This window comes from Marinomonas sp. 63XJN7_7_ISO-PGPR-S23-202 (assembly GCF_056173505.1).
In genome coordinates this window covers 1,924,304-1,944,357 of record NZ_CM149677.1, presented here as the reverse complement: position 1 = coordinate 1,944,357, position 20,054 = coordinate 1,924,304, and the positions used below count along the sequence as shown (strand labels likewise).

Annotated in this window: 20 protein-coding genes; 9 read left to right on the top strand and 11 right to left on the bottom strand. The window is 45.0% G+C overall.

All coding sequences use genetic code 11. From position 1 onward, the window contains the following. Positions 1-18: 18 nt before the first annotated feature. The 4 genes from AC0VYG_RS08990 to AC0VYG_RS08975 form a co-directional block, all read right to left on the bottom strand. Complete coding sequence (locus tag AC0VYG_RS08990; RefSeq protein WP_475431973.1) at positions 19-696, bottom strand: sarcosine oxidase subunit gamma; 678 nt, start codon at positions 694-696, stop codon at positions 19-21. Beyond that, entirely contained in the window at positions 689-3,721 is a 3,033-nt protein-coding gene (locus tag AC0VYG_RS08985; RefSeq protein WP_475431972.1) for a sarcosine oxidase subunit alpha, read from the bottom strand. Before AC0VYG_RS08985 ends, AC0VYG_RS08990 begins: the two co-directional genes overlap by 8 nt. Positions 3,722-3,732: 11 nt before the next feature. Further along, positions 3,733-4,017 carry a sarcosine oxidase subunit delta gene (locus AC0VYG_RS08980; protein ID WP_475431971.1) on the bottom strand — a complete coding sequence of 95 codons (285 nt, stop codon included), beginning with the start codon at positions 4,015-4,017 and terminating at the stop codon, positions 3,733-3,735. Positions 4,018-4,089: 72 nt separating this feature from the next. Beyond that, the gene (locus AC0VYG_RS08975) at positions 4,090-5,343 is read right to left on the bottom strand and encodes a sarcosine oxidase subunit beta family protein (protein ID WP_475431970.1); all 1,254 of its coding nucleotides are present in this window, start codon (positions 5,341-5,343) and stop codon (positions 4,090-4,092) included. A 295-nt stretch (positions 5,344-5,638) separates the two neighbouring features. On the opposite strand from AC0VYG_RS08975, the gene AC0VYG_RS08970 reads away from it, so the two are divergent. Genes AC0VYG_RS08970 through AC0VYG_RS08960 form a run of 3 tightly spaced genes read left to right on the top strand, consistent with a single transcriptional unit; the run spans position 5,639 to position 7,211 of the window. After that, on the top strand, positions 5,639-5,818 hold the full coding sequence (locus AC0VYG_RS08970) for a winged helix-turn-helix domain-containing protein (RefSeq protein WP_475431969.1): 180 nt from the start codon (positions 5,639-5,641) through the stop codon (positions 5,816-5,818). Next, positions 5,815-5,973, top strand: coding sequence for a hypothetical protein (locus AC0VYG_RS08965; protein WP_475431968.1), 159 nt, complete (start codon positions 5,815-5,817; stop codon positions 5,971-5,973). Before AC0VYG_RS08970 ends, AC0VYG_RS08965 begins: the two co-directional genes overlap by 4 nt. Beyond that, the gene (locus AC0VYG_RS08960; RefSeq protein WP_475431967.1) at positions 5,970-7,211 is read left to right on the top strand and encodes an MFS transporter; all 1,242 of its coding nucleotides are present in this window, start codon (positions 5,970-5,972) and stop codon (positions 7,209-7,211) included. The genes AC0VYG_RS08965 and AC0VYG_RS08960 overlap by 4 nt, the downstream gene beginning before the upstream one ends. A 405-nt stretch (positions 7,212-7,616) precedes the next feature. On the opposite strand, the gene AC0VYG_RS08955 is transcribed toward AC0VYG_RS08960, so the two are convergent. From AC0VYG_RS08955 to AC0VYG_RS08935, 5 genes are read right to left on the bottom strand one after another with little or no spacing between them, the layout of a single operon-like run. Then, positions 7,617-8,576 carry an NAD(P)H-dependent flavin oxidoreductase gene (locus tag AC0VYG_RS08955; RefSeq protein ID WP_475431966.1) on the bottom strand — a complete coding sequence of 320 codons (960 nt, stop codon included), beginning with the start codon at positions 8,574-8,576 and terminating at the stop codon, positions 7,617-7,619. A 39-nt stretch (positions 8,577-8,615) separates the two neighbouring features. Further along, positions 8,616-9,170, bottom strand: a complete 555-nt coding sequence (locus AC0VYG_RS08950; RefSeq protein WP_475431965.1) for a flavodoxin family protein — start codon at positions 9,168-9,170, stop codon at positions 8,616-8,618. Positions 9,171-9,204: 34 nt separating this feature from the next. After that, the gene (locus tag AC0VYG_RS08945; protein ID WP_475431964.1) at positions 9,205-9,627 is read right to left on the bottom strand and encodes a gamma-glutamylcyclotransferase family protein; all 423 of its coding nucleotides are present in this window, start codon (positions 9,625-9,627) and stop codon (positions 9,205-9,207) included. Between the two features lie 33 nt (positions 9,628-9,660). Continuing rightward, complete coding sequence (locus tag AC0VYG_RS08940) at positions 9,661-10,053, bottom strand: nuclear transport factor 2 family protein (protein ID WP_475431963.1); 393 nt, start codon at positions 10,051-10,053, stop codon at positions 9,661-9,663. Positions 10,054-10,107: 54 nt separating this feature from the next. Beyond that, positions 10,108-10,416, bottom strand: a complete 309-nt coding sequence (locus tag AC0VYG_RS08935; protein WP_475431962.1) for a TFIIB-type zinc ribbon-containing protein — start codon at positions 10,414-10,416, stop codon at positions 10,108-10,110. Positions 10,417-10,662: 246 nt separating this feature from the next. Here AC0VYG_RS08935 and AC0VYG_RS08930 point away from each other — a divergent pair, with 246 nt between their 5' ends. The 4 genes from AC0VYG_RS08930 (at position 10,663) to AC0VYG_RS08915 (ending at position 14,906) form a co-directional block, all read left to right on the top strand. Continuing rightward, the gene (locus tag AC0VYG_RS08930) at positions 10,663-11,952 is read left to right on the top strand and encodes a 2-hydroxycarboxylate transporter family protein (protein WP_475431961.1); all 1,290 of its coding nucleotides are present in this window, start codon (positions 10,663-10,665) and stop codon (positions 11,950-11,952) included. Positions 11,953-12,089: 137 nt separating this feature from the next. Beyond that, positions 12,090-13,688, top strand: a complete 1,599-nt coding sequence (locus AC0VYG_RS08925; protein WP_475431960.1) for an ATP-binding protein — start codon at positions 12,090-12,092, stop codon at positions 13,686-13,688. Continuing rightward, positions 13,685-14,374: a response regulator gene (locus AC0VYG_RS08920; RefSeq protein ID WP_475431959.1), complete on the top strand. Its 690-nt coding sequence runs from the start codon at positions 13,685-13,687 to the stop codon at positions 14,372-14,374. The genes AC0VYG_RS08925 and AC0VYG_RS08920 overlap by 4 nt, the downstream gene beginning before the upstream one ends. Before the next feature lie 130 nt (positions 14,375-14,504). Next, complete coding sequence (locus tag AC0VYG_RS08915; protein WP_475431958.1) at positions 14,505-14,906, top strand: nucleoside-diphosphate sugar epimerase/dehydratase; 402 nt, start codon at positions 14,505-14,507, stop codon at positions 14,904-14,906. A 142-nt stretch (positions 14,907-15,048) separates the two neighbouring features. On the opposite strand, the gene AC0VYG_RS08910 is transcribed toward AC0VYG_RS08915, so the two are convergent. Next, positions 15,049-15,540 (bottom strand): hypothetical protein, encoded by a 492-nt coding sequence (locus AC0VYG_RS08910; RefSeq protein ID WP_475431957.1) that lies wholly within the window; start codon positions 15,538-15,540, stop codon positions 15,049-15,051. Positions 15,541-15,850: 310 nt separating this feature from the next. Here AC0VYG_RS08910 and AC0VYG_RS08905 point away from each other — a divergent pair, with 310 nt between their 5' ends. Next, the gene (locus AC0VYG_RS08905) at positions 15,851-17,587 is read left to right on the top strand and encodes an OFA family MFS transporter (RefSeq protein ID WP_475431956.1); all 1,737 of its coding nucleotides are present in this window, start codon (positions 15,851-15,853) and stop codon (positions 17,585-17,587) included. A 122-nt stretch (positions 17,588-17,709) separates the two neighbouring features. Further along, positions 17,710-19,761: a methyl-accepting chemotaxis protein gene (locus tag AC0VYG_RS08900; RefSeq protein WP_475431955.1), complete on the top strand. Its 2,052-nt coding sequence runs from the start codon at positions 17,710-17,712 to the stop codon at positions 19,759-19,761. A gap of 47 nt (positions 19,762-19,808) precedes the next feature. Here AC0VYG_RS08900 and AC0VYG_RS08895 read toward each other — a convergent pair whose 3' ends face one another. Beyond that, on the bottom strand, positions 19,809-20,027 hold the full coding sequence (locus AC0VYG_RS08895) for a cysteine-rich CWC family protein (protein WP_475431954.1): 219 nt from the start codon (positions 20,025-20,027) through the stop codon (positions 19,809-19,811). Positions 20,028-20,054: the final 27 nt, after the last annotated feature.

Here is a 20,054-nt window from a genome sequence, read left to right as displayed (position 1 = left end):
TACGACCAAAGTTTGATATCAGGCCTCGATCACAAGACCATATTCCATGCTGGCATCTTGAAGCCATAACCAGATATAGTCCGCGAAGCTACGTCTTATAATGAGTTCAAATGCGTTGTCGCCAGTGCGGCGCAACATCATTGCGCCACTTTTGGCAAACACACTGGACACCACCTTACCAACAGGGAAAACACTCGGGTGAACATCAATTGGCGTTGATTTTTTCAGTACATCAACCACATTGTCGCCAGAGAGTTGCAAGATAGTGTAACCACCACTCACATTCACTAAGGAATAATGCCCTGAGACAGAGGTTTGAAAATCGCTTTCCAATTGAAACGCGGTCGTCGCAGGTACGACGATAAACCATTCATCAGGCGATACCCAACGTACGCTGATATCGCCTTTTTCACCCGATTTCTCCACACTGGTCAGTGGTGTCGTTGGTAAAGCCACACCCAGTACGCTTTCGATTTCTGCCAATTGAGCCTCATCAGGCTTGGCCCGTAGGATCAGTAAACCTTGCAGCGACTTCTCTTTAAGATGCACTCCACCTTGGCCTTGCCCACGACTTGCCAGCGTCTCTAAATCCGCATGGTGTAATGGACTTTCTCCAACGATATCGGCTGGGATTTGATTCATCACCATTTTGCCTTTCGTCGCCTCTACTTGTTCATTAAGCATTGCATCAGACATTTTGGCGCTCCCCCTTTGGATCTAAAAATACTGGGCTGCATATTTCCGCTTCGACAACACGGCCATCAACCAAGGGGTAATAGACTTTTTGCCCCATTTTATCGTGACCGCCTTTCACAAATCCCATGGCGACAGAGCGACCTAAATTGGCACTCCAATAACTGGATGACACATGCCCTACCATCGGCATAGGAATAGACGCTTTCGGGTCGAATACCCCTTGTGCACCTTCTGGTAGCACCACACTTGGATCTGTGGTCTTTAAACCCACTAATTGCTTGCGATCTTTTCTGACACAGTCTTCACGCTGCATGCCACGTTTGCCGATAAAGCTAAACGGTTTTTGCATGGACACCGCCCAAGGCATACCCAAATCAAATGGGTGCACTGAGCCATCGGTATCTTGACCGGCAATAATAAAGCCTTTCTCCGCACGCAAGATGTGCATGGTTTCTGTACCATAAGGCGTTAAGTTGAACTGTTTACCCTGTTCAAACAAAGCTTTCCAAACGTGCATACCGTAATTAGCTTGAACGTTGATCTCGAAAGACAGCTCCCCAGTGAAGGAGATACGGAACACTCGAGCCGGTACACCAGCAACGGTCATGGCTCTCCAATCCATAAAGGACATGCTTTCTTTGGATACATCCCCATCCGTCAGGGTTTCTAATAAGCGACGGCTGTTCGGACCAGAGATGGTCATGGTCGCCCAATGATCCGTTACACTGGTAAAATATACTTCCAGTTCTGGCCATTCTGTTTGATGGTAAAGCTCTAGCCACGACAACACATGGGCTGCCCCACCGGTTGTGGTTGTCATTAAGAAATGATTTTCCGCTAAGCAAGAGGTTACCCCGTCGTCAAAGACCATACCGTCTTCGCCACACATCAAACCGTAACGACATTTGCCCACCGCCAGTTTCGCCCAAGCATTGGTATACACACGGCCTAAGAACTCACGAGCGTCTTTACCTTGAATATCAATTTTCCCCAGCGTAGACGCATCCAAGATACCCACCGACTCACGAGTCGCTAAGCACTCTCGGTTCAACGCTTCTTGCATGGTTTCCCCTGCTTTTGGGTAATACCATGGGCGTTTCCACTGACCAACGTCTTCAAACTTCGCACCATGCTCCATATGCCATTGATGCATAGCGGTGTAGCGTTTTGGTTCAAACAACTCGCCACAATCACGTCCAGCAATCGCCCCAAAGGTCACTGGGGTGTAATTCGGACGGAAGATTGTTGTCCCCGTTTCTGGAATGGATTGCTTCAAGTATTTCGCCGCAATCGCCATGCCGTTGATATTGCCCAGCTTACCTTGATCGGTACCAAACCCCATCGCAGTGTAGCGTTTAACGTGTTCGATGGATTCAAACCCTTCTCGACAAGCCAACTCAATACCCGCAGCGGTCACATCATTTTGCAAATCGACAAATTGCTTAGGCGCTTTGTGAGTCGGTTTTGGATGCGGAATATGAAACAAGGCCATAGGCTCAGCCTCATTCAAGGTTTCCGTTTCGGGAACACTCACATCGGCTGTTTTCATCGTCAATTTTTCTAACGCCGATTGCGCGGCATTCATACCTTGCTCAAGTGCCGCAGCCGTTGAGTAAGCGCCATTAATCGCGCCCGCTGTTAATTGCTGTTGCTGACTTGGTCCAGGCAAAAAGCCAACCACCTCATCACTCCACACGGGTCTTGAGCCAGTATGGCAAGATAAATGAATAACAGGGCTCCAGCCGCCAGAGCTGGCAACGGTATCCGCTTTTACTTCAATCACCGACCCCTCTACTTGATCACCCGCCTCATTAAGCTTGGCAATAGAGACACCAGTGACACGTTTGCTGCCTTGCACATCCACTACACCAGAACCGAGCATCACCGTCATACCACGTTCACGAGCCGCTTCGACCAAAGCACCTTTTGGATTCTTACGGGTATCAACAATCGCCACCACATTGTGGCCAGCATCATGCCAATCTAACGCCGCACGATAGGCATTATCATTGGTGGTCATCAGAACCAAGTCCTTACCTGGTACGACGCCGTAACGCTGAATGTAGGTGGATACGGCATTGGCAACCATACAGCCAGGCACATCATTATTGCCATAAACCAAAGGACGCTCATGTGCACCCGTCGCCAAGACAACCCACTTGGCACGCACACGATGCAAACGCTGACAAATTTGTCCATTGGGCGCTTTGTCAAAAGACTGATCTGTTAAGTGTTGATGAATGGTCAAAAAGTTATGATCGTGATAACCATTCACCGTCGCATGAGAGAGCAGTTGCACATTATCAAAGCTGGCCAACTCTTTGACGACGTCGTCAACCCATTCTGTTGCGGGTTTGTTGCCAATGCTTTCTTTACTGCTTAATAAGCTGCCGCCAAATTCGTTTTGTTCATCCGCTAAAATCACTCGTGCACCGCCACGAGCCGCCGTCAATGCTGCCATCAAGCCAGCAGGGCCACCACCCACCACCAGCACATCGCAATGTTGATGCATATTGTCATATCGGTCAGGGTCGTTTTCTTTTGGCGAACGACCAAGACCTGCGGCTTTACGAATATAAGACTCGTAGGTTTCCCACATGGATTTTGGGTACATAAAGGTTTTGTAGTAAAACCCTGGTGGCATCATCTTCCCACCAAGCTTGCCCACCCAACCCATTAAATCGTTATCGACGTTGGGCCAGCCATTGGTCACTTTACACACTAAACCATCATACAAGGCTTGTTGAGTCGCACGTACGTTAGGAATTTGTGTGGCTTCAGTGGCACCCAATTGCATAATCGCGTTAGGCTCCTCTGCCCCAGCGGCCACAATGCCACGAGGTCGGCTGTATTTAAAACTACGTCCGATAATGTCCACGCCATTGGCCAACAAAGCGGAGGCCAAAGTATCGCCTTCGTAGCCTTTGTACTGTTTGTCGTTAAAAGTAAAGGTGATCGGTTTGGATCGATCAATACGACCGCCAGCGGAAAGTCGACGCGTCTCTTTATGTGTCTGTTGAGCCATGAATAAATCCTCTACTCAGCAACAACACTTGGTTGTTCACCAAGCTTGTAGACTTCTTTGATTTCGTAGGTTTGCGTATTACGCGTTATATTAAAGAACTTACGACAGCCTGCCGAATGCACCCACAATTCATGGTGCACCCCTCGTGGGTTACGACGAAAATACAAAAACTCCCCCCATTCTTTGTCTGAGCACGCATCTGGGTCTTTAGGCCGTTCTATATGGGCTTGACCTGCGGGGTGAAATTCTTCTTCATCGCGACTTTCACCACAATGAGGACAATAAATATGCAACATGGAACTTTCTCCTTTCCAGCCAACCTTTCTTTGCCAGAATGTCCTACTAGAATAAAAACGTAAAATCTAGCGCTAGTGAGCCACACCAGCTGCGCCGTGTTCGTCAACCAAGGACCCATCGTGAAAACGAAACATAGAAAACGGCTTCGCTAATGGGTGCATTTCGCCCTTCGCCAACGACGCAGCAAACACATTGCCTGACCCTGGCGTGGCTTTAAAACCACCCGTTCCCCAGCCACAGTTAAAAAACAGATTTTTGACGGGGGTTTCACTGATAATAGGGCAAGCATCCGGCGTCGTATCAACGATACCGCCCCACTGACGGTTCATGCGCACTCGGCTGAATATTGGGAACATTTCGACAATCGCTTGAATCGTATGCTCAATGGTGCTGTAAGATCCCCGCTGGCCGTAACCGTTATAACCATCGATCCCCGCGCCAATCACCAAATCCCCTTTATCGGATTGTGATGCGTAACCATGTACTTGGTTAGACATGACCACGGTATCGAGAATCGGTTTGATCGGCTCAGACACTAAGGCTTGCAAAGGGTGCGACTCCAACGGCAATTCAAAGCCTGCCATCTTCGCTAACACACTGGAATTTCCAGCAACCACACACCCCACACGATCGGCTTTAATATCGCCATAGCGTTTGGTTCTCACCCCGACGACTGTATCGTCTTCAATGATCAAATCTTCCACTTCGGTTTGTTGGATCAAATCCACACCGTGAGCATCGGCTCCACGGGCAAAGCCCCATGCGACGGCATCGTGACGTGCAATCCCAGCTCGTGGCTGCCAAGACGCGCCAAGCACTGGGTAGCGAGTGTTCTCGGAGCAATCTAATACAGGGACAATTTCTTTGACCTGTTTAGCGTCCAACACCTCTCCATCGATACCGTTTAAGCGGTTGGCATTGACACGTCGTTCAATATCACGCATATCCTGTAAAGTATGACCCAGATTCAAACAACCACGTTGAGAAAACATGACGTTATAGTTCAAATCCTGAGACAAGCCTTCCCAGAGTTTCATAGCGTGCTCGTATAAATGTGCTGCCTCATCCCACAAGTAGTTGGAACGCACAATAGTGGTATTACGAGCCGTATTACCGCCCCCCAAGAACCCCTTCTCGATCACCGCGACGTTGGTCACACCAAACTGTTTAGCAAGGTAATAGGCCGTCGCCAAACCGTGACCGCCACCGCCAACGATGATCACATCGTATTTCTTTTTCGGGGTTGGGTTACGCCAAACTCGTTGCCAATTTTCATGATGACTGAAACTATGCTTCAGCAACGCAAAGCCTGAATAATGCTGCATTTGGTCAGTTCCCTATATAGACAAAAACCTACTGATGACAGCCACGATGATACGGGCTGTGATTTACAGAATTATGCTTGGAAACGTCCACACCATGACGATTTACGACAGAGGGGATGGCGGCTTTGGGTAAGCCCATCGCTCTAAGGGCCGAGCTGTTTTTGATTGACCTCAAAACGCCCCACCTTTTATATAAAAAAATTAAATCACAACGAAAAATCTGCACACATTTATTTGCAAACAAATGCTTGCAATCTTATAGTCCTGCAAAGCGTCGCTCAATCAGGCTACGGCCATGCCGCCTATCAAACCTGAATTAACAAATGAAAAACGCACTTTCTCTCGGATTGTACCGGATACCATCGCGTTTCAAGCTCTGGCCCATCCTGTGCGGCTGAATATTTTAGGGATACTACGCATTAATGGTCCGACGACCGCTTCTTTGCTGGCAGAACGCCTAGGGCAGAACAGTTGATTAAAAAGCTCGATGGCCTCCTGCTGGAGGCGCTAGAAAATGCGCCAAAGCCTTATGAAGATGCGGCAAAAAATTGGCTGCCATTTTCCATGATGGTGCATACCTTCCCCTATCTCGGACATCTTCCTTATCGCAACGAGGACGAGGCGTTATGAGGAAACAAATCAGTTTCTATGCTCTGCTGATAGCCGAGGCTTTTTCAATTTCCAGTACCATGCTCTCGTCGATGGCTATTCCTTGGTTGGTGTTAACCATCACAGGCAGCCCGGTGCTAACGGGGCTAGTCGCCATGACGGAAATGATTCCTTATGTCATTGCCAAAGTGCTGGGGGGGCCTTTGATTGACCGGATCGGGGCAAAAAAAATTGCCGTTTTCTGCGACACCTTCTCTGTCATGATCATAGCATTGATCCCCCTGCTCCATTGGATGGATAAGCTCAGTATGCCAATACTGTTTCCTGTGGTGTTTCTGATGGGATTGCTTCGCGGACCAGCCGATGCAGCCAAAAGTTCACTAGTTCCAGATATTGCCGAACTGACAAAAATGCCTCTCGAACGACTTACTGGCATGGCTGGAGCCACTCAACGACTCGCATCAACCATTGGTACCGCTGGAGCAGGAGCATTAATTGCCTTAATGGGACCAAGTCAGGCTCTTGCTATTAATGCCATTGGCTTCACCTTTAGCGCCCTAATTATCGCCATTGGCATTCCTTTGATTTCTCCCGCCAAACACATCCAGACAGAGGGAAAAATTACTTCTTATGTTAAAGAGTTATTGGAAGGCTGGCATTTCTTGCGTAAAGATGTGGTTCTGGTCAGCATTGTCCTCATGGTGGCTGCTACCAACTTGCTGGACCAAGCCTTTTTCGTGGTGATGATGCCAGTGTGGGCTAAAACAAACGCCTACGGCACTGAAATGTTAGGAATAGTACTGGCTGCTTTTTCCGGCTCATCAGTACTGGGCTCCATTATCGCTAGCTTTATAGGGAGTCGTATGCCTAGGTTACCCGTCTACGTTATCGCTTTTTTACTCACGGGATTTCCCCGTTTTTTGGTATTTGCTCTTAGTGCCCCGCTGCCAATGGTTTTTATGACGTTATCAATCGCCGGATTGGCTGCGGGCTTTATCAACCCGATCTTATTTGCCGTGCTATTCGAGAGAACCCCGAAAGCTATGACAGGTCGGGTTATGTCTATTTTTCAGGCCGCCTGTTTTGCCCTGTTACCATTTGGTGGATTACTTGGCGGCACATTAGTCAGCTTCAGTGGACTTTCCAACACTTTTATGGCTATCGGAGTAATCTATCTGATACTGACCCTATCACCCTTAACAATAAAAGGGTTTCGTGATTTTGGTAAACGAAAAATCAACGATTTTGAGGTGTCTTAGCCTTTGCGTTTTTACCGTAGTTAAATTCATCTTAGATATCAACAATAACCAACACATTCAGTGTAGATAAGAGCATCAGCCAATATAAGCCACGGACACTGAAAGATATGTTGCTAGCAAACTTTTGACCAGCTCTCAAACTCCCTTATTATCTGAGTCCAAAGATGGCGTTTCACTTTTAAAACAGCCTTATTCAGGGGCGACTATATAATCAGCTTTTGCATTGCTATATTGGTCGTTTTATATCCGTTTGACTTGTATAAGTTATATGCCGCTGTGTTATCTTCAAACACATGCAACCCGATCTTTTTAATAATTTACTAGCGTACCCTTTTACGCCTAAATTCTGCATATACAAAAATTAGACAAGGAAAAAACCGTGTTTATACCTATACGGAATCAACACTATAAAGCTCTTTGTGCATCATCGATTATTTCATTAATAATCTCTGACACGCTTTGTCTTTTCTTAATACACTCTACTGTCTGCCCTGCCCAATGAGGCATGGCCTCAATATGCCCAGAAATGCCTTTGTGGAGTTCTACTGCAGCATATTTTGGAATGTTTCTTATTTCACCCGTAATAGGATCACAGGATGTACCCACATAGTCACCTTCAAACGCCATAGCGGATTCAAGAGAAGAACGAAGCACTCGATGCGGCGCGTCTGGCCAACCGATAGAAAATTTGTCGGTATAAACCGTATCGGTAGCATTAGCATGAATTAATGCTTCGACATAATCAGGATGGGCCTCGGTTTCATAAGCAGCTAAAAAACGTGTCCCGCATCGAACCCCAGCAGCGCCAGCCGTCAACACGGCAGCAAGAGATTCTCCCGAACCAACGCCACCACCAGCAAGAACAGGGATATTTACAGCACCGATCACTTGATCGAGCAAGGCGAATATATCAATCGTACCACGGACGTGCCCACCCGCCTCAATGGACTGTACGGTGATAAAATCACAGCCCGCCTCTTCGGCCAATAGCGCTTCTTCTAATGAGCCCACTTGCCAGCTGGTGATGGCCCCAGCCTTTTTGGCGACATCAACTAGCTTTTTATCTGGTTTAGCCAAAAAAAAGTCCACCACATCCAACAACCTAGCAGCAACTTTCACCGTTTCGATATCAATCGGCTGATACAAGAGAAAATTCGCCCCAATCTTTTTGGATGTCAGAGCATAGGTTTCTTGAACGATCTTTTCTATCACTTCCCCGCTGTAGCCCGTTAACGACAGCATGCCTAAGCCACCCGCATTGGCAACCGCTGAGGCTAAACTTGGTGTAGAAGTACCTTTCCCCATTGGGGATTGTTGAATGGGGACATCACAACCCACCAAACGAGTAAATTCTGTTTTTATCATACTGAGCTCCTTTTGGCTGGATAGTGAAGGGACTAAACGTTATACAAAACGCTTTGTCAGATTCGCCACTCTATGAGCAAGAAATTCTGCCGATAATAAATCTTGGGGGTGGACGGTGCCATTTGTGGATTGAGCAACGACACCAAGTTGGCAACCAAGTCGGTTCACATCCATTGTTTCGCCATAAGAAGCATCTAAACCGACCCAAAGCATACCGTGCTGGCTAGAAAGCGTAGAAAAATATTGCAAAGTATTCGTTTGATCACCATTTAGCCCAGTTCCAGAGGTAATGCCTGCGGCCAGTTTTCCGGATAAGCTCTGATTCGTCCAAAAAACACTCGTTGCATCAGCAAAGGCTTTGAATTGAGCGGATACATTTCCCATATAGGTTGGAGAGCCAAAGATAACGGCACGGCATAAAGACAGCTCATCTAGAACAGACGCCTTAATAAATCGGCCTTCGATAATGTCAGTCCCCTGAATGCAGTGTGAGAATGTACTCAACCCTGCCAATTCAATTGCTCTTTGCGCCGCTGACATTAGCGTTGCCGTTATGTCCGTTTTAGAAAAATAGATTAACGCAACATCCGCCACATTGAATTCCCCCTAGAAATACCACTTAATCAAATCATTCATCCTGTCGACTACGATATAACGCCGCATGTTCAAGACAATACTCGCCCGATAGCTCTGTCATTATCTGAGCTCCTTGCAGCATTGCTGGTAGTTTGCCATAGGCCCAGACGCTTATCTCCTCACCTGACTCTTGGCAAATCACAGGAATACAGACTTTCCGATACCCATCTGGAAAGGTAATTCTTTCCAACGCGTCCATTTCGGTTAAGACGTCTTCTGATACGTCGAACACTTGCCCTTTGACGGGGTAGCCTTCACCGGACTGTAAAACAAGCCAAGGTGAAAAGCGTTCGCCGATTAGATATAGCGGGTAGCGCTCTTTGGTTGCAAAGTCTCCTCGATAACGAATACCTTTATTCGTTTTAAAGTTGGGAAACCCTTCTTTTAATGTTCCAAATACAAATACCTTGTGCACAAAACATATTCCTTATTCATGGATTCACCATTATCACACTCTGTCAGTTAGTTTTTCCACCCACTGAGCTCGCCATTCTGGTGCTGGGTAGCTTTCTGGCCAAAATTCGGTTTGTTTGGCAATAAGCCCAGTTTCTATGTCGACGGTATGAAAGGTAATGGCGCGATCAGTTCGTGTACCGTCTGAGACGGTTACGTCGGTAACAACTTGGCGCTCTTCAACGACGATGCTGTTTAGTTGAAAGGTCCATATCCCGCTAGCAGGATAGTGGCTATTGAGATTGGCAAAGTTGTCTCGCCCTAAAATGACCTCATTGCTCTGCGGCCATTCACAACGAAAATTTTCCGCTAAATATTGGCTAGCGGCAAAGAAATCATTGCTTCTCATGGCCTGCCAATACGCTAGAACAACTTGTTTTGCTTCCATAGCAACGTTTACCTCAAGCATTTTTTCATTTATGAACCCTGTCGTTAAGGCACTTTATTTGCTGTCATGACTCGGTTCAATAGGGATCAATTTGGTGCGGACAACACCAAACACAGCAAGACAAGCCCCCAACAATGCGATAACTGACAAGATTAATCGGTAATGCACATTATCAATAAAAAAGTTTATGAGACTTGGGAGGAGTATTAATGCATAGCCCGCAAATTTGAATTTCATTGTTGCGGGGTCAATTGTCAACCATTGATCGCAATGTGGACATTGCACTTCAATTCTTTTTCCGCCTTTTTGAACATTTTTAAAGGCTTTGTTTTTGCTAGTGGTGTGACAAGATGGGCATTTCATTTGGGCTTCCTTAGTGTCTTAGTTGTGGACAAAGCAAATCACCCCATTCGTTTATTGACCATAAATAATATTACGATTGACTCTATATACTTCCTCAAAATTGACTAAAAACGAATATAAAACCCATTACTAAACTTACAAAACCGCTTTTTACTTTCATAAAAAGTCCCAGATCTTCCGCCGAGCCAGAAGATTGGTAGACTTCGCTGCACAATAAAACAAACAGAAAAATAAAGAGAGTCCTCCATGATCTTAACCGATGCTACGACGGCACAATCAAGTATTCGTGCGCAAAAAATCGTGTTTGCCCTAGTCGGCGCTGTTATCCTTATCACCACTTACTTAGGTAAAATGCCTTCAGGTATCATTGGTGCAATGGGCATTATGGCTGTTGTCGGCTTTATTCTAAATTATATTGGGGACAGGACCCCCATTATCAACCAATATTTCGGTGGCGGAGCTATCGTTGTCATTTTTGGTTCTTCTTACCTTTTCCACAACAGCGGCTTATTTCCACAAAACTCTATCGACACCATGACGACTTTTATGAAGAGCGGTGGTTTCTTAGGGTTTTACGTGGCAAGTTTGGTCACTGGTTCCATTTTCGGCATGAAAACAGAGACTTTGAAAAAAGCCGCTCTGCGTTACATTCCAGTGATTTTGGCCTCCGCAGCCGTCGCTTGTTTACTAACAGGGACGCTGTCTATGCTGATTGGTAAAGGTTTCTACCACGGATTCATGTACATTGGTCTGCCTATCATGGGCGGCGGTATGGGTGCGGGTGCTGTACCACTGGTTCAGATTCTTCACTCAACAACAGGGATCGACTCTACCACACTGATGTCTACTATGGTGCCTGCTCTACTGATCGGTAATGCTATTGCCATCATTATGGGTGGTTTGCTAAATAAACTGGGGACGGTCATCCCTAGCTGGACAGGTAACGGCGAGTTAATTCGTGGCGAAATCAATCTAGAGCCTGAGTCAGAAAAAGAAGCCCCTATTACCGTCAAGACGCTAGCAACAGGCGGACTATTAGCGATTAGCATGTTCTTCTTAGGCGCTTTACTGCACAGTTTCATTGATATGCCTTTATATGCATTGATGATTATTTCTGTTGCCATCATTAAAGTATTGAACCTAATGCCTGTCGAACTAGAACAAGCGGCTCAGTCTTGGTTTAAATTTGTTGTTGGCAATTTAACCCCTGCACTCCTTGTGGGTATCGGTGTGGTTTATACCAACATTAATTTGATCCTTGATGCCTTAACACCCATGTACTTCGTTCTTGTATTAGCCACTGTGATTGGCGCAATGATTGGTGCTGGTCTAATGGGTCGTTTAATGGGCTTTTACCCTATCGAGTCTGCCATTACTGGTGGTCTTTGTATGGCCAATATGGGTGGAACAGGTGATGTTGCGGTATTGGCTGCGTGTAAACGTATGAACCTCATGCCTTTCGCTCAGATCTCATCACGAATTGGCGGTGCATTTATGCTGATTCTGGCTTCGATCGTAATCCAAATGTTCTCTTAAGTCTTCTTAATAAGCCATCCCTAGAGAGAAGCCTGTAACGGCTTCTCTCTTTTACTTCACTTCTCTTTTCCCTCCTTACTCATTATTTGTACATGTTGTATACTAGCGTTTCTTCTTTTATTTACCCTGATTCGCGAATGACCTTAAAGTCCTATCTTGCCCTGATCACATTATCGACCATTACCATTATTGTGGTTGCTGTGGGTGTGGTATTTGGTTACTCCTTAAAACAAACCTACCTAGAAGGCATCAGTCAGCGAGGCATAGAACTGGCCCGAGTCGTGGCCCACGATGAAAAGGTCATTAAAGCCGTTCAGCAAAGCAATTCAGGTATACCGACCTCACTTGAACACTATATTGAGACCTTACGTTCCAGTACAGACGCCTCTTTTATTGTTGTAGTAAATAAACACGCCATTCGTTTGAGTCACCCTATTCCCACACGCGTAGGTAAAAAATTCGTAGGTAATGATGTTTACGAAGCACTGGATAAAGGGCGTGATTATACGGATGTCGCCCGAGGCTCTTTAGGCATGGCCATTCGAAATTTCACACCCATTCGTGTAAATGGCAAAATCATTGGGGCTGTGAGCATTGGTTATTTGTCGAAGCCAACAGGGGATCTAATCTATCGACACTTGCAAGAAGCGGCCCTTCTCGTTGGTTTTGTCTATTTACTAGGCATCGTTATTGCTGGTTTTTTTATCATCAAACTAAAACGGACCTTTTTAAGCCTTGAACCAGAGGAAATTGTCCAGAAGTTTAAAGAACAAGAGTTACTGCTCGATAGTATTCGCGATGGCATTATCGCCATCGACACCCACCAAAAGATCACCACAATCAATAATACCGCCGTTGAATGGCTCGACAGAAATATCCCCAGTCGCTATCAGGTCATCGGGGATCAACTTAGCAATCACTCTCAGGCTTTGTCACATTTTGCACTGGAAGCCAATGGCCAGTTATCAAAACGTGACTTCCATATTGGCAAAGTGGCGTTTTACGCTAACCTTTATCCTATGCATCACAAAAAAGGCCAATATGGCTACGTGATTGTGTTTTTCCCTAACTATGAAGAAAAATCCCTTGAGCAAGAGCTGATTACCACAAAAAACTACGCAGATTTATTGCGTGCTAAAACCCATGAGTATTCTAATCGGTTAAATGTTTTGTCAGGCATGTTGCAAAGCGAGCGCTATCACGATGCCGTCGAATATTTGCAACAAGAAAGCGACGGGTATCAGAAGATTCTCAGACAAGTGATTCACTCCATTGAAAACAGCGCTGTAGCTGGATTAATCCTTGCCAAGCAGAACAAAGCGCTTGATTCTAAAGTAGAGTTTCATATCGATGCTGACAGCTATTTAGGAGGCTACCCTGCCCAAGTCTCGGAGAATTTAGTAACATTACTTGGTAATTTAATTGATAATGCTCTACTGGCTGCCTGGTCCAATCGCGATCAGACCCCTCCAGAAATTAGTCTCTATATCAGTGACCGCAGTGCACATATTATGATTGAATTAGAAGACAGCGGTGCGGGCATTCCAGACGATTTAGAAAATCGTATTTTGGATTTTGGCATCAGCAGTAAACACAGCTCAGAACAGCATGGTATCGGCTTATACCTAGTGAAAAAAATTGTCGATCAATATCAAGGCAGCTTGGATTGGGAACGTAGTGAAGCCCATACGACCGTCTTTAGCGTGTATTTAGATAAACAGGCACTAACGAGATGAATATGATTCCTGTCATGGTCGTCGAAGACGATATTCGAGCCAGCTATGTGCTCGAAAACACTATAAACCAGCATAACGAGTTTCAAGTCGTTGCGGTATGCGAGAGTGTGGCGGAAGCCCTTTTAAAAGCGGACGCCTTCTCCCCAGAACTGATCATGGTAGATATTACGCTACCCGATGGCGATGGCATTGACTTAATTCGTCAATTAAAAAGCCGTAACTTTGACGGCACCTTCATCATGACAACCGCAGAGCGTGAAACCTCAACCATAGAAAAAGCCATCCAGTTAGGTGTCATGGACTATCTGGTTAAGCCCCTACGCATGTCTCGTGTATTACAAGCTTTAACAGACTACCTTGATTTAAGAAAGCAGTTAGCCAGAGCCGGAAAAATTGATCAAGAAGGTATCGATGCTCTGTTTCGTAAGCCAGTATCACTAGCGAATCGACGAAAAACCCCAAAAGGTATTGATGAAAAAACACTCGAAGTATTGAACGAGCATTTAGAGACATTAGGGGAAAACGACTTTACCGCAGAAGAAGTAGGCAATGCGATCAATTTGAGCCGCATTACCACACGACGCTACCTTGAATATTTAGAAGAGTGTGGACAAGTCACCATGACACTCGACTATAAAACGGGTGGTCGCCCTAAACAGCGCTATACAAAAACCTCTTCGTCTTGATAAAACCCATCAAGTTAACAGGGTCGTTAGCATAGTGATGTACCTAGTTCATCGCTTGCTGCGACCCATTGCTCGAAAAGCCTAGAATACTTCGCTCGGACCGTAACATTTCATCTTGGAGAACAGCGCAATGGGACGAATGAAGCGTTGGTTTACTCACCTACTTGGCGCCAAAAGACCGATTACTCATATTATTTTGGTCGGCATCGACTATCCAAGCTACGCCCTAGCACAGGCCTTGCAAAATACCCATACTCATTTAAAAATCGTTGCCTTTATTGACGACGAGCCATGGGTGAATAAAACTCAAATGCATGGTATTACCATTTATTACCCAAGCGATTTATGCGCACTGATTAAAAAACATAGCGCTAAATGGGTTATTCAAATTGACGGCCAGAAGCCCAAACTCGCACCTGAAGTCATTCACGAAATTCAAACAAGTAAAGCGACTCTATTACACTTTCCCTCCGATATAACCCTCGAAGAGCAAATCGATCAACTAAAAACTATCCCTAATAAAATACGATAAGACAATCGCATTTAATATCAAATCAAACACAGGTGATGAAGGCACCTCATGACTCATCACCATGCTGGAAGATCAGCAGTAGAAAACGGCCTTCCTCCAAATAGGGTGATGAGTCGAATACGAAGTGATTAAGTGAAATAGCCTATTGATAGGCGACGGAAGTAGCGGAGTGAGATGCCATAGCAACCGTTTGGCTAGGCGAATTGACAGCATTCAATAAAGCTTGTTTAGAAGACATTGCCACAACGCCTAAGTGATCTTTCGATGCCGCTTTAGGAAGGTTGATATCACCTCGTTGAGCCAAGATAGTTTGCAAGACACCTACATTCACTTTGTCTTGCCCTTCTTTTATCTTATTCAGTTCATCAGGCGTTAGCGAAGCGACTTTACCGCCCGGTAAGTAGATGGCCCCTGTTGCAAAATCAACACCAAAAGCTATCACTCCAGGAACAAAGAAAAACAGTAGCCCAAGCGCATCCAATACTGCCACGCCCACATCAATCCTTCCAGACTCTTGACCGCGACGATCAGGGTATAGAATCGTTCCGCAAGCCGTTAGCTGAGTCACCAGTAGTGCTGCCACGATACCGCGAGTCATCGTTCGAGCCATCGTTTTATTGTTTGAACTTACCATTGCTTATCCCCGTATTACCGTTAGTAGAAGTACTCTATCCTTGAATCTATAAACAGGCAAACTATGCTGTTTTAGATTCACAAAGCTTTCGATCTAGAATAGCTTCCTGACAAACACAGTGAAAGACGAAAAATAAAAAGCCCTTTTCTTTAGCCAGCAGAGAACTAAATACCCCCAACCAATAAAAAGATCAATAAAAAAATCTAATGGATAAATCTCTTTTTTCCGTTATGATGCAATTCAAAGTCATAAAAATTGACAAAAAAATAACAATAAATTGACAAAAATTACAACGACAAGGGATATGAAAATGAAACAAGCAAACTCTGCTCAGCATTTATTCTCTTTTTTAATGAAAGATAAAATTGTCGCCTCCCCCGGTTTTAACCGTTGGCTTGTCCCTCCCGCCTCTATTGCCATTCATTTATGCATTGGTTCTGTTTACGCTTGGAGCATTTTCAACCCAGCGCTAACCAAAGAGTTTGGCGTTGTGACCAGTGCTGCAGAAGACTGGAGTTTAAGCAGTGTCGTTTGGATTTTTTCAGTAGCTATTGTGTTTTTGGGGCTTGCTGCCGCCATCGCAGGAAAGTGGCTTGAAGAGGTTGGGCCTCGTTGTGTTGGCGTCACTGCAGCCTTTCTTTGGGGCGGTGGCTTTATTATTGGGAGCATTGGTATTTCCACCCACCAATTATGGCTTCTCTATTTGGGGTATGGTGTATTAGGCGGCTGTGGCTTAGGGCTTGGCTACGTATCTCCTGTATCGACCCTGTTACGCTGGTTCCCTGATAAAAGAGGTATGGCAACGGGTATGGCAATCATGGGGTTTGGTGGTGGTGCTATTATTGGCGCGCCACTAATCACTTATTTATTAGCAAAGTTTGCCACGGCACCGACTTACCTTGGTTCTGAATCAGCCGTTCATTTAATCACAGAAGGCGGTAAGCGTTTTGCTGAATTGGCAAGTGGTAAGGTAGAAGTGGTGGTCGCAACGGCTGCGGAAGCCGCTAAACTGCCTTCGCCTGGCGATGCTGGTGTATATGTGGTTGGCACAGGAAATACTGGCGCCTCTAGTGTGTTTCTTACCCTTGGCATTGTTTATTTTATTATTATGATACTGGCTTCTTTCGCATACCGTATTCCAGCGAAAGACTGGAAACCGGAAGGATGGATTCCACCCGTTAAAGACAATGCCATCAGCAAAATGATCACGACCAATAGCGTCCATATTGATCAGTCGTTAAAAACCCCACAATTTTGGCTTTTGTGGATTGTATTATGCTTTAACGTTACCGCAGGAATTGGTGTCATTGGTATCGCTAAAACTATGATGACAGAAATTTTTGGGACAACTTTGCCCACGATCGCTACCGCCAGCTTTGCCGGCACCTATGTTCTAATGATTTCAGTGTTTAATATGTGCGGCCGCTTTTTCTGGGCATCGGCCTCCGACTTTATTGGCCGCAAAAACACGTTTCATTGCTTTTTTGTCATCGGTACACTTTTGTACCTTTCCATTCCTTATGCCGCCTCTGCCGTCAGCGCCGATCCATCCGTCACTTGGCTTATTTTATTTTATGCGGCAACCATGATTATTTTTACAATGTATGGTGGTGGTTTTGCGACTATCCCTGCGTATTTGGCCGATATTTTTGGCACTCTTCACGTTGGCGGTATACATGGGCGCTTATTAACCGCCTGGTCAACTGCGGGCGTTCTTGGGCCGTTTGTTATTACGTATTTAAGAAACTTATCAGTCGAAAATGCCATCACGAATTTAGCCAGCAAGATCGATCCCGCCGCATTTCAAGCCAAGTTTAACGCACCTATCAGTCAATTAAATGAGTTAGTGGCGGCCAAAACGGTCACGGTTGCCAAGTTAATGGAAATAGCCCCGATAGGCACGATTGACCCAACCTCTAGCCTGTACAACACAACCATGTATGTCATGGCTGGCTTATTAGTGATTGCATTTTTTGCCAATCTAATGGTAAGGCCTGTTCAAGCGAAACATCACGTAGGTCATACTCACCCAGACCTAAAGGCATAACGCGAAAACGGCACTGTCCAGAATAATCTGATCAGTGCCGTGATTTATACAGTGCGACATTGTCAATATCAGCCAGATTAAAACAGAGAGCCAATAATACTCTCTTTTAAAGGAGCGACTATATGATCAAACGAATCTATGCGATGCCTATAGCTAAACAAATTGCTCTATTGGTTTTTCTTGTCTCTATTTTGTCATTTGGGGCACTTAGTTTTTTGGTCTCTAACAAAGTTCATGATGGCTTTACAAACAACATGGAGCACGAACTGCAAACCAGCGCCGACCAAGTCGACTATATGTTAAGCTTCTACAACAAAAATCTAATGGAGAGTACCGATAGATTAGCTGATATATTTTTTACTCTCTTTCCTGGCGGCATTAAGGTCAGTGATACGAAAACCGTCAAAATCGGTCAATATGAAAGCCCCCTTGCAACCAACTCAGGCGAAACCATCAATTTAAACTTCTCTAAACCAGATCAATTCACCAAAATGACGGGGGGCACCGCGACCGTTTTTATCCGCTCTGGCGACGATTTCCTTAGAATTAGCACCTCCTTAAAAAAAGCGGATGGTACAAGAGCGTATGGTACTTTTCTAGGAAAAAACCATCCAGGTTATGCTCGACTAATAAAAGGCAAAGCCTATGAAGGCCCAGCCACTTTATTTGGGCGACACTACATGACCAAATACGTTCCTTTTAAAAATGCGAATGGGAAGGTCATAGGAATTTTGTATGTCGGGTTTGACTATAGTAAAGGCATGAAAGAGTTGGAAAACACCATTAATGGCTTATCTTTTGGTAAAACGGGTAAAGCGACGGTCATTAATCTCAAAGAAGGGAAAGACTTCGGCAAGATCATCATTGATGCAAAAAATAGCGGTAAGTCTTTTAAGGACATTGGTATCAAAGATCCTGAAAAACTGCTTTCCAAAATGAAGAATAATCAAAAAGGCATCTTCTATTATCAACAAAAAGTAGATGGTCATTTGGTTGATAAAATCATGGCTTTTAAAAAAGTGGATAGCTGGCACTGGGGTGTCATAACAGGTGGCCCCGTCAAAGACTTTACCAAAACAGCCGATTCAGTTCTGCAAAACTTAATTATCTTTTCTGTTATCTGCGCTATTGCTCTGGTTATGCTGATTGCTTTTTTTGTGAAACGCCTTCTTGCACCACTCAAAGAAGTCGGCAACGACTTAGAAAAGCTAGGTGACGGCAACCTGTCAAAACACCTCTTCACGAGCCGAAAAAACAGTTTGGATAACAGCAATAACGAGATCGATATTTTACTTAGGCATGGGCAAGACACCATACATCAGCTCAGATCCATGCAAAGAGATATTAAAAAGTGTGTTGAGCTGATATCCAGTGCCAGTGAAGAGGTTCAAAAAACAGCATTCTCCGCCTATCAAGGCATAACAAAACAACAAACAGAAACTGATTTAGTCACTGCCGCTATTAGCCAACTGGTGACATCTGTTGATGAAGTATCAAGAGGCGTCACGAATACGACCAATGAAACACAGCGTGCCGATGAAGAAACCAAATCTGGAACACAAATTGTTGATCAAGTCGCCGAAGACATGCAAAGTCTGGCAAACATTATCGGCAAAGCATCTAGCGTCATGCTGAAAGTTGAAAAAGAAAGTGAGCGAATCAGCTCTGTTTTAGATGTCATTCGCAGCATAGCAGAGCAAACAAACTTGCTCGCATTAAATGCTGCCATTGAAGCTGCAAGAGCTGGTGAGCAAGGTCGTGGATTCGCTGTCGTCGCAGATGAAGTCAGAACATTGGCCAACCGAACCCAAGAAGCCACCACAGAAATAGAAGAAATGATCCAACTTCTTCAACAACTATCAAAGCAAGCGTCTAGCGAAGTACAAAACGGCCGAGAACAAGCAGAAAGCAACGCCGAAAAAGCATTACTGGCTAATGAGGGCCTGCAAAAAATCACCCAGTCTGTCAGCTTAATCAATCAAATGTCTATCAACATCGACAGGTCAATCACCGAGCAATCAGAGGTAACCAATCACATCAATGAAAACCTCAATAACATTAAGGATGTTTCAAAAGAAACCTTAGATGGTGTAGATAAAATGACGGATACCACTAAAACCTTGTCTGACACGTTAGTCAAGCTTCACTCATCCGTTGATAAGTTTACATTATAAGCTTTGCTGTAATTAGGGTTTTGTTGTTGAGCTGACTTCTAGAGAAATTAGCATGAAAAATAGGTCAGCTTAAAGTGCTCAGGATCGGATTTAAAGCAATCAATACAAGACCGACAGACACAACGGCGGTCAATATGATGTGCCGCTAAAAGAGCCAGCAAGGAGTCGGGAATGATGTCATGAAAGCACCAACAGTCGCCCTGCGCGTTACATGCATTCTCCCTAGCACATATTGGGCATATTGCCTCACTCTTTTCTTGGTCCATACCATCACCGTTAGAGAATAATAAGCA